The organism is Kitasatospora sp. NPDC059817 (genome assembly GCF_042731835.1).
GTDB lineage: Bacteria > Actinomycetota > Actinomycetes > Streptomycetales > Streptomycetaceae > Kitasatospora.
The window spans coordinates 1-8,759 of sequence record NZ_JBHWIR010000077.1 but is presented as its reverse complement, the minus strand read 5'-3'; the positions used below and the strand labels follow the sequence as shown (position 1 = coordinate 8,759).

The window sequence follows — 8,759 nt, the reverse complement described above, 5'->3', positions numbered from 1 at the left end:
CGGTCGATCGCGGCGTCCAGCGCGCCGCCGTCCGGCCGGACGGCGGCGGTCAGCCGGCGGTCGTCCGGGCCGGTGCCGGAGCGGAACGGCGTGTACGGGTAGAACGCCCGCGAGATCAGCGGCGCCGCGCTGGCCGGCAGCCGCCAGGAGACCGGCAGCCGGTGCGGCTCGATCTGCGGGTTGTGCGCCAGCATGGTGACCACGGCGCTGCTCGACGGGTCGTACGACAGGCCCGCCCACTGCTCGGTGCCGACCACGGTGAACGGGTCCAGCTGGCCCGGATCGCCGACGAACAGCGCCCGTTCGAACAGCCGGGCCACCGCGAGCAGGGCGTCCGAACGCATCTGGTACGCCTCGTCGACGATCGCGTGCCGCCACGGCGCCTCGGCCCGCACCCACTGCCACTTCGCCGAGGTGGAGACCACCACGTCGTGCTCGACCAGCTCGGCGACCTTGTCGGAGGGCGTGACGTTGGCGTGCTTCAGCACCTCCGGGCCGGGCCGGGCGTCGGCGGCGTGCAGCCGGCCGATCGTCAGGTCCGGCGCCTTCTCGGCGAGTCGGCCGACCAGGTCGTCCACCTGGCCGTTGGTCTGGGCGACGATCATCAGCCGCTCGCCGGCCTCGACCAGCTCCCGGGCCGCCCGCACCACCAGCGTCGACTTCCCGGCGCCGGGCGGGGAATCGACCACCACGCCGCGCGGGGCGCCGGCCGCCGGGTGGACGGTCGCGGCCAGGATCCGGTCCACGGCGGCGTCGGCGGCCGCGCCCGGTGCCTGCTCGGCGCTCAACTCGGCCATCATTCCCACTCCTCGGAGACGGACGGGGCGGGTACGGGGGCGGCGCCGGGCGGGCCGCCGTGCGTCCACGGGGTGTCGTCCGGCTCTGGCAGCGGCGCGGACTGGCGGACCGTCAGCTCGAACAGGGTGAAGGTGACCGGATCGCCGGGCTCGGGCAGACTGCCCGGCTCGGGCTCCTTCCTGCGCCCCATGCCGGACAGCAGGCGCAGGGTGATGGTGCCCCCGGCCGGGTCGACCGCCGCGATCTCCGCCTTCTGCGGGGACCGGCCGCCGCCGGCCTCCGGCTGGGGGGACCCCCACACCCGGTGCGCCTCCCGCCCGAGATCCGCGTGCGGGCGGTCGGCGGTGCGCAGGGTGATCAGCGGGCGCGGCTTGGGGGAGCGGCCGGTGGTGTCGTAGTCCGGCACCACCTCGGTCACCACGCCGCTGAACGCCTCGCCGGACAGCCGGTGTTCGGCCATCGCCAGCGGATCGTCCAGTGCCTCCTGGACGTCCAGCCGGGTCTGCTCGCGCTCGCGCTGGGCGAGCTTGCGGGCGGCCGTGACGGCGTCGTCCTGCCGCGGCTGCGGCGGCTCGCCGGCCGCCAGCCGGTCCCGGTGGCCGGTGTAGGACCAGCGGTCGCCGGTCCAGCGCTCCGCCAGGTGCCCGGCGGGCGGCAGCCCGCGCAACAGGTCCAGACCGCGCCAGACGTCCCGCCAGGTGGGCAGCAGCACGGCCGCCAGCACCTCGCGCAACTGCTCGACCGCCGCCCGGACGGCCGCCCGGGCGCGCTCGGCGGCGGCCTCGTCGCGCTGCTCGGCGCTGTGCTGAAGGGCGGCCGTGGCGGTGTCGTAGCGGGCGATCGCCGGGGCGAGCACGAACTCGTCGAAGCGCGGATCGGTGGCCGGGCCGGCCGGCGGGTGCAGCAACTGCCCCCGGTCGTCCCGGGCGGACTCGGCGCGCTCGGCCGCCTCGGCACCGGTCAGGCCGCCCGGCGGGGCGTGCCAGGCCAGGTGGGCGGCCAGGTGCTGGTCCTCCAGGTGGCTCTGGCCGGTGGCCCAGTGCCGGGCCAGCAAACCGGTCATCGGCAGCAGCAGGCTGGTGCCGGGCACCTGGGCGCGGTCGGTGAGGTGGGTCAGCCAGCGGCCGAGCAGCGGCACCCGCACCGGCGCGGGGTACGGCCCCGGCTCGTCGTCCTCGACCGTGCGGCGGAACCGGGTGGAGCGGCCGAGCAGGGCCAGGTGCCGCACGCCCGCGCCGTTCGGCACGATCAGCTGCGGCGCGTCGGCGCACAGCTCGCGGAACACCTGGTTCTTCTCGCCGGTCTCCGGGTCCTTCTCGGAGCCCTCGATCTGCTCCACGTCCTCGGCGAAGGACTCCAGGTACGGCAGCAGGTCGGCGGCCAGCTCGGCCAGGAAGTCGAACCGCAGGGTGCGGTTGAGCGGCTGCGGCACCAGGTGCAGCCGGGGCGCGTCCCGGTCGGTGCCCAGCAGCACCGCCAGCGGCGCGCCGGCCTCGCCGGCGGCCGTCAGCGGCACGACCACCATCGGGCGGTCGGACAGGTGCCGGTGCCGGACGGTGGCCAGCGGCTCGGCCCGCCCGCTGCGGACGGCCTCCAGCCGGGCGAGGGTGGTCAGCAGGCTCATGCGCGCGCCCCCGCTTCGGGCCCGCCGCGTTCGCGCAGGGCCGCGCTGCGCCCGCTCATGCGTGACCCGCCGTCGGGGCCTTGCCCAGTGCCTCGGCGCGCAGCGCGGCCGCGTAGGCCAGCCGTTCGGCGGCCTCGTCCACGTCCACGTCCTTGTCCACGTCGGCGCTGTCAGTGTCCAGGCTGATGCCGGCTTCGGCGGCGGCCAGGGCCCGCGTCACCGTCCGGATGCTGCCCAGTTCGCCGCGCACGCCCCGGCCGAGCTGCTCGACCCGGTCGCCGCAGCGGGCCTGGGCGCGGCAGTGGAAACCGAGCTCGCAGGTGGAGAGGCAGTCCGGGCCGTACGCGGCGGGCACCGCCTCGACCGCGGCGGTCAGCTCCTCGGCGGAGCGGGCCGGCACGCCCTCCTCGTCGGCCGCCAGGTCGAAGTCGGCGCCCGCCGGCAGCTCCGCCAGCAGCCGGTCGATGCCGGTCATCCGGCTCAGCTGGCGGCGGGTGGTGGCGAGCTCGCGCCGGACGTCGACGGCGACGGCCGTCGGCCGGTTGCCGAAGTCCTTCGGGCAGACCAGCAGCACGCTCGACCGGGGGCTGCCGGGCAGCCGCTGCTCGGTGTATGGGTCGTCGGCGAGCGGGTGGCCGGCCAGTGCGGCGGCGGTCCGCTGGAGCGCCAGCACGTACACGGCGGCCTGGCGGGCGGCGGCGCCGACCTTGGCCGGGTCCGCGCCGCCGTCCAGCACCGGGAAGGACTTGATCTCGACCACCGTGCACCGGCCGCCGTGCACCACGACCGCGTCCGGCTCCAGGTAGGCGGTGCCGCCGGCCACGTCCAGGCGCAGCATCGGGTGGTCCAGCAGCGTCCAGGCGTCCGGGTCGGCGGCGGCCCGGGCCAGCGCCTCGACCGTCCGGTCGGCCCGGACGGCGGGCCCGGAGCGGTGCAGCAGATCCGGCACCTGCAAGGGGGTGCCGCCGTCCGCCGGGACGCCGAGGTGGCCGCGCAGCGGCTCCAGCAGCGCGGCGTAGTCGTCCGCCTTCAGCCGGGACTCGAAGATCACGCCGCGGGCGATCGCGAACGGGGACTGCCCGAAGGGCGCGGGGCGGCCGAGCCGGGCGGCCAGCGTCGACTTGTCCACCCCCGCAGCGTCGAGCACGGCGCGGCGGTGGCAGCCCGGATTGGCGGCGAGCGCGGCGAGGGAACGGGCGTTCAGGCTGCGCTGCGGCGCGGGACCGCGCAGTTCGGCGAGCCGCTGGGCGAGCGGCTCAGCGTGCCCGGTGGACGGGACGTTCGTCGAGACGTTCATGGTGCGGCCCAGTGTCGCACCCGGGTCCGACAATGCGGTGCGGACCGGCTTGTTCCGGCCTGAACCACGCGTGCGTGCCGGATGGGGACACCCGGCGACCCGGTCGGCGCGGGCGTCGAGACCGTTCCGGACCGGAGCCGCCTCCGGACCGTTTCGATCCGGAGCCGCCTCCGGAGCGTTTCGGACCGGCCCGCGATCGTGCCCGCCGTCCGGGTGAGGGATCATGGAACCCGGTGCTCAAGGGTGAGACCGACCGTTGCCGCCACCCCGCTGCGAGGAGCCTGCCATGCCCGCCCGAATCGTGCTGGTCCGCCACGGCGAGACCGAATGGTCGGCCACCGGCCGCCACACCGGCCGCACCGACATCCCGCTGACCGAGGAGGGCCGGGCGATGGCCCGGGCGCTCGGCGCCCGCCTCGCCAAGGCCCCCTGGAACGGGATGCCGGACGCGCTCGTCTACACCAGCCCGCTCGGCCGCGCCAAGGAGACCTGCGCCCTGGCCGGCTTCGGCGACCGGGCGGTGGAGCGCCCGGAGCTCCTGGAGTGGGACTACGGCCAGTACGAGGGCCGCACCGGCGCGGACATCCGTGCCACCGACCACCCCGGCTGGCTGATCTGGCGCGACGGCGTGCCCGGCGGCGAGAAGCTCTCCGAGGTGGCCGCCCGGGTGGACGCCTTCCTCGCCGGCCTCAACGAGGAGCACGGCGTCCCCGAGCCGGACACCACCGTCATGCACTGCGCGGACCGGGACGTCGTCCTGTTCGCGCACGGCCACCTGCTGCGCATCCTGACCGCGCGCTGGCTGGGCCTGCCGCCCGAGTTCGCCCAGCGCTTCAAGCTCGGCACCGCCGCGCTCTGCGTGCTCTCCTGGGAGTACGGCGCGCCGGCCGTGGAGGTCTGGAACGACCTCTCCCACCTGGAGGGCCTGGCCGCCGGTCACTGACGGACCGTCAGGAGCCGCGCCTCAGGCGGCCGCCGCCTGGTCGTAGCCGGTCAGGAAGTGGCGCACCTCGGTCACGGCGGCGTGCGGGCGCAGCCGTTCGGCGGTGTCCGCCAGCATGCTCCGGATCCGGGCCGAGCGGACCTCGCCGAACAACGCCACGGCGGCCGATCCGTGGTGCGCCGCGCCCGCCAAGTCGCCCCGGCCGAGCCGGTCGTGGGCCAGCTCGGCGGTGTACAGCACCCGGTTGCGGACGAAGTGCGGCTTCTGCAGCGCTATGGCCAGTCCGGCCTGCTCGCTGGCGCGGTCCCAGTCGCCGAGTGCGGACCAGCACTGCGACTGCAGGCCGGCGATCTCCGCCTCGCCGAAGAAGGACATCCACTCCGGATCGTCCTCGGAACGGCCGCGGCCGAACAGCGTGTACGCCCGGGCGAGCGCGCGTTCGCAGGCGGCGCGGTCCTGCAGCAGCGCCCAGCCGCCGGCCTCCCGCATGGCCAGCAGCGCGAGCAGCCGGGCGGAGTCCAGCTGGCGGGCGGCGACCTGCCCGGCCTGGGCGGCGCGCAGCGCCTCGCGGGGGCGGCCGGCGTCCCGGGCGAGGAAGGCGCTGTTGCAGAACACGTGCGCCTCCAGTGCGGCGTCGCCGGCCATGCGGGCGGTGGCGAGCGCCTCGGCGTAGAGCGAGCGGGCGTCCGCCAGCCGGTTCGAGTCGTGCGCCAACCAGCCCACCGAGATGGCGAGTTCGCCGGCCCCGGCCTGGAGTCGGCGTTCGGTCTCCGCGCTGTACTCGCCCTCGTTGAGCAGCAGGTAGGCGGTGCGCAGCGACTGCCCGGCGCGTTCGAACAGGGTGTCGCCGCCGTGCGCGTCGTCGGCCAGCCGGATCTCCCGGACGGCCTGCTCGACGCCGAGCACCTCGGCGGCGCCGACCTTGCGGGGTGGCGGTACCGGCCCGGGGCGGCCGGGCACGAAGGCGCCGGGGCCGGGCTCGAACAGCACCGGCGTGGCGGGGTCGGCGGCGGCACCGCCGGTGGCCGCGGCGGCGGCCACGGTCGGCCGGTCGATGCCGATCACGGTGGCCAGCGCGGTCGGGCCGCCGGCCAGGAACGTACGGCGACGCACGTCGTCGTTCTCCTCGTCGAGATAGGGCGATCCATCAGGCCCCCGGGGCGCCGCGACGGCCCTCGGCCACGGGGGCCTGTTCGGAGCGGCTGGATCCGCGTACGGCGAGGCAGCGTACGGGAGTTGAGTGGAGAGCGGTGAGCGCGGGGCGGGCGGGGGCGGGAACGGTGGGTGGAGCGGGGGGGCTTGGGCCCTCCCGCCGGGGGCGGGGCGCCCGGGGGGGCGGGCCGGGGGGCGGGGGGGGGGGGGGGGGGGGGGGGGGGGCCCCCCCGCCGGGCGCGGGCGGCGGGGGGGGGGGGGCCGGCGGTCCGGGGGGAGAAGCCGAGTTCGGTGAGCGTGCGGTCCGGCCACATGTGCCGGAAGACCCGCTCGTAGGCGTAGTTGGGGCAGCGGATCTCGCCGGATTCGACCCGCCCGACGTAGCGGGCGTCGCAGGACACGTGCTCCCCGATCTCCCGGGCCGCCCGGCGCACGGCCATGGCGAACTCGCCGGGTGAGCGGTTACCGCGCAGTGCGCGCATCACGGCGTTGGGTGACGGGCGGTTCGGCTCGGCCGGTGGGGTGGCTGCCATGGTGCGCTCCGTGGTCGTGCGGAGGGTGGTGGTGCGGGCGCGCGGCCGGCGGCGCCGGAGGTGCGCGGGTGTCGGGTGCGGGGGCGAAGTGCGGGTACGGTCCGGGTGTCGGCACGGTGGTGCGCGACGGTGCGGGAACGGCCCGGTGTGGCCGGTGGGGTCGTCGTGACCCGCCACCGACAGTACCGGGCGTGACCGGTCGACCACAGCCGGTTTATGGGAGATGTGCCCCCAATTCGGTATAAAGCGGTCGTGGTTGCGGGTTATCCGCCATGAAATGCCATGCCTTGCTGTAAGGCGCCCCGTGGCCTGCGAGGTGTCCGCCGCGTTGTCCTGATACGTGGAAGCCCAGGCCGTCGCCCCGGCCTGCCGTCCGTCCCCGCGGCCCCCACCTCCCGGGCGGCGGCGCTTTTGACCCGACGAGGTACAGGAGGGCCCATGATGGCCACCGGACTGTCGCAGTACCGACCGGCCGCCGGCGGCGTGCTCGCCGGCGCCGCCCCCGCCCTGCTCCCCGACCCGGCCGACGACCGGATCCCCGGCCGGGGCCCGGTCGAAGGCGGACGCGCCCCCCGCGGCGGCCGGCACCCCGGCCACCGCCTCGGCCCCGGACCGGACCAGGACACCCTCGTCACCAGCTGCGACACCGTGACGGTCGCCCTGCGGCACGGCTTGGAGGCGGTGGACATCCTGCGGCTGCGCAGGGCCTGCGGGGCCGTCCTGCAGAGCCGCAACGGCAGCACCGTCACCTTCCTCGTCCCCGTCGGCACCAGCGAGACCTGGCACCTGCCAGGCAGCTCCTGTACCGCCGGCGCCCTGCTGCCGACCGCCACCGACCCGCGGTGGGTGATGCCCCCCTCCGGCGCCGCCTGCGCCGCCCGCCCCACCGACGCCTGGGTGCTCCGCTCCGCCCTCTGCGAGGCCGCCTGCACGCTCACCGCAGGCGGCCTCGGCCCGTTCTAGCGGGCGTGCCGTGCGGATCCCGCCGGGCCCGCGAGCCTGGCCCGCCCCTCCGGCCGGATCCACCTGGCATGCCCCCGGACCTCCCGGACCTCCCGGATCTCCCTGACCTCCCTGACCAGCGGGGCCGCCCCGCCCGGCGACGATAATGGCGGTCATGGGACGAAGCAGCAGAGCAGCCCGGGGCACGGGCCGCGGCACCGAGCGCGACACCGGGCCGGACGTCACCGGCCGCGGCGGCCGCACCCACGCCCAGGGCCCGCTCACCCGTCCGGTCGGCTCCGGCCTCGCCGAACTGCGCCCCGACCGGGACCGCCCCGCGGCCTGGTCGCTGCTGATCGACGGCGCCCCGCAGTCCATGGTCGACCTCGCCGACCCCACCCACCTCGGTTTCGAGTACCAGCGCCGGCTCGGCCACCTGATCGACCTGGTCGCCCCGTCCGGCCGCCCGCTCACCGTGCTGCACCTCGGCGGCGGCGCCCTCACCCTGGCCCGTTACGTCGCGGCCACCCGGCCCCGCTCCCGCCAGCAGGTCGCCGAGATCGACACCGCGCTCACCGAACTCGTCCGCACCGAGCTGCCGTTGGAGCGCGGCTGGCAGATCAAGGTGCGCGGTGCCGACGCCCGCAGCGTGCTCGAACGCACCCCCGAGGGCAGCGTCGACCTGGTCATCACCGACGTCTTCTCCGGCGCCCGCACCCCGGCCCACTGCACCACCGTCGAGTTCACCGCCCTCGCCGCCCGCGCCCTCGCCCCCGGCGGCTGGTACGCGGCCAACATCGCCGACGGCTCGGCTCTGCCCTTCGCCCGCTCCCAGATCGCCACCCTCGGCGCGGTCTTCCCCGAACTGTGCCTGGTCGCCGACCCCGCCGTCCTGCGCGGCAAGCGCTTCGGCAACCTCGTCCTCGCCGGCGCCCACGCACCCCTCCCGATCGCCGACCTCACCCGCCGCGTCGCCTCCGACGCCGCCCTCGGCCGGGTCGAACACGGCTCCGCCCTCACCGCGTTCGCCGCCGGGGCCGTCCCCGCCACGGACGCCACCGCCGCCCCCTCCCCGGCCCCGCCCCCGGGCGTCTTCCGCTGACCACCCCGAGGGGTTGCCCCCGGGCGTGAACGTCCGCGGCCGGCGCTGGAACCGTCGCCAGGAGCGTGAGTCCGGTCAGTGCCCGCGCGGCAGGCCGCGGTGCTTGCACATGGCCGCGCCGGTCAGCAGCAGCCCGGCGGCGATCGGCGCGAGGACGGCGGTCGCGGTGGCGGAACCGTCGCCCACGGCCGTCACCGTGGCGGTGTCGGCGAGCGCGAGGGTTTCGGACGGCTGGGCGGGTGCGCCGGGCCCGACCGGCAGGGCGGTGGTGGCGCCCGTCCGGTCACGGCTCGTGGCGGGTCCGGCCGCGCTCCGCCCGTCCGGGGCGGTGGCGTCCTGGACCGGGGGCGCGCCGGCCGCCCCGGACG

General features: G+C 76.8%; 6 protein-coding genes and 2 pseudogenes. 3 read left to right on the top strand and 5 right to left on the bottom strand.

What is annotated here, in order from left to right:
• The 3 genes and pseudogenes from ACFV61_RS18410 to ACFV61_RS18400 all read right to left on the bottom strand — a co-directional run.
• Window positions 1–800: pseudogene (locus ACFV61_RS18410) on the bottom strand (AAA domain-containing protein); the annotation flags it as partial.
• Window positions 797–2,422, bottom strand: a complete 1,626-nt coding sequence (locus ACFV61_RS18405) for a hypothetical protein (RefSeq protein WP_380492686.1) — start codon at window positions 2,420–2,422, stop codon at window positions 797–799. The pseudogene ACFV61_RS18410 and the gene ACFV61_RS18405, both read right to left, overlap by 4 nt.
• Before the next feature lie 55 nt (window positions 2,423–2,477).
• Window positions 2,478–3,719, bottom strand: coding sequence for a hypothetical protein (locus tag ACFV61_RS18400; protein ID WP_380492685.1), 1,242 nt, complete (start codon window positions 3,717–3,719; stop codon window positions 2,478–2,480).
• A 286-nt stretch (window positions 3,720–4,005) separates the two neighbouring features.
• Here ACFV61_RS18400 and ACFV61_RS18395 point away from each other — a divergent pair, with 286 nt between their 5' ends.
• Complete coding sequence (locus ACFV61_RS18395) at window positions 4,006–4,662, top strand: histidine phosphatase family protein (protein WP_063349294.1); 657 nt, start codon at window positions 4,006–4,008, stop codon at window positions 4,660–4,662.
• A gap of 21 nt (window positions 4,663–4,683) precedes the next feature.
• Here ACFV61_RS18395 and ACFV61_RS18390 read toward each other — a convergent pair whose 3' ends face one another.
• On the bottom strand, window positions 4,684–5,775 hold the full coding sequence (locus ACFV61_RS18390) for a tetratricopeptide repeat protein (RefSeq protein ID WP_380492684.1): 1,092 nt from the start codon (window positions 5,773–5,775) through the stop codon (window positions 4,684–4,686).
• Between the two features lie 1,013 nt (window positions 5,776–6,788).
• On the opposite strand from ACFV61_RS18390, the gene ACFV61_RS18385 reads away from it, so the two are divergent.
• Together ACFV61_RS18385 and ACFV61_RS18380 are read left to right on the top strand one after the other, a co-directional pair.
• On the top strand, window positions 6,789–7,310 hold the full coding sequence (locus ACFV61_RS18385) for a hypothetical protein (RefSeq protein WP_380492682.1): 522 nt from the start codon (window positions 6,789–6,791) through the stop codon (window positions 7,308–7,310).
• Window positions 7,311–7,464: 154 nt separating this feature from the next.
• Window positions 7,465–8,391: a spermidine synthase gene (locus ACFV61_RS18380; protein ID WP_380492680.1), complete on the top strand. Its 927-nt coding sequence runs from the start codon at window positions 7,465–7,467 to the stop codon at window positions 8,389–8,391.
• 75 nt (window positions 8,392–8,466) lie between these two features.
• Here ACFV61_RS18380 and ACFV61_RS18375 read toward each other — a convergent pair.
• Window positions 8,467–8,759: pseudogene (locus ACFV61_RS18375) on the bottom strand (hypothetical protein); the annotation flags it as partial.

Bases quoted from the DNA above. Each gene is read 5' to 3' on its own strand.
- ACFV61_RS18405 (WP_380492686.1), bottom strand. From the start codon at position 2,422: ATGAGCCTGCTGACCACCCTCGCCCGGCTGGAGGCCGTCCGCAGCGGG.
- ACFV61_RS18400 (WP_380492685.1), bottom strand. From the start codon at position 3,719: ATGAACGTCTCGACGAACGTCCCGTCCACCGGGCACGCTGAGCCGCTC.
- ACFV61_RS18395 (WP_063349294.1), top strand. From the start codon at position 4,006: ATGCCCGCCCGAATCGTGCTGGTCCGCCACGGCGAGACCGAATGGTCG.
- ACFV61_RS18385 (WP_380492682.1), top strand. From the start codon at position 6,789: ATGGCCACCGGACTGTCGCAGTACCGACCGGCCGCCGGCGGCGTGCTC.
- ACFV61_RS18380 (WP_380492680.1), top strand. From the start codon at position 7,465: ATGGGACGAAGCAGCAGAGCAGCCCGGGGCACGGGCCGCGGCACCGAG.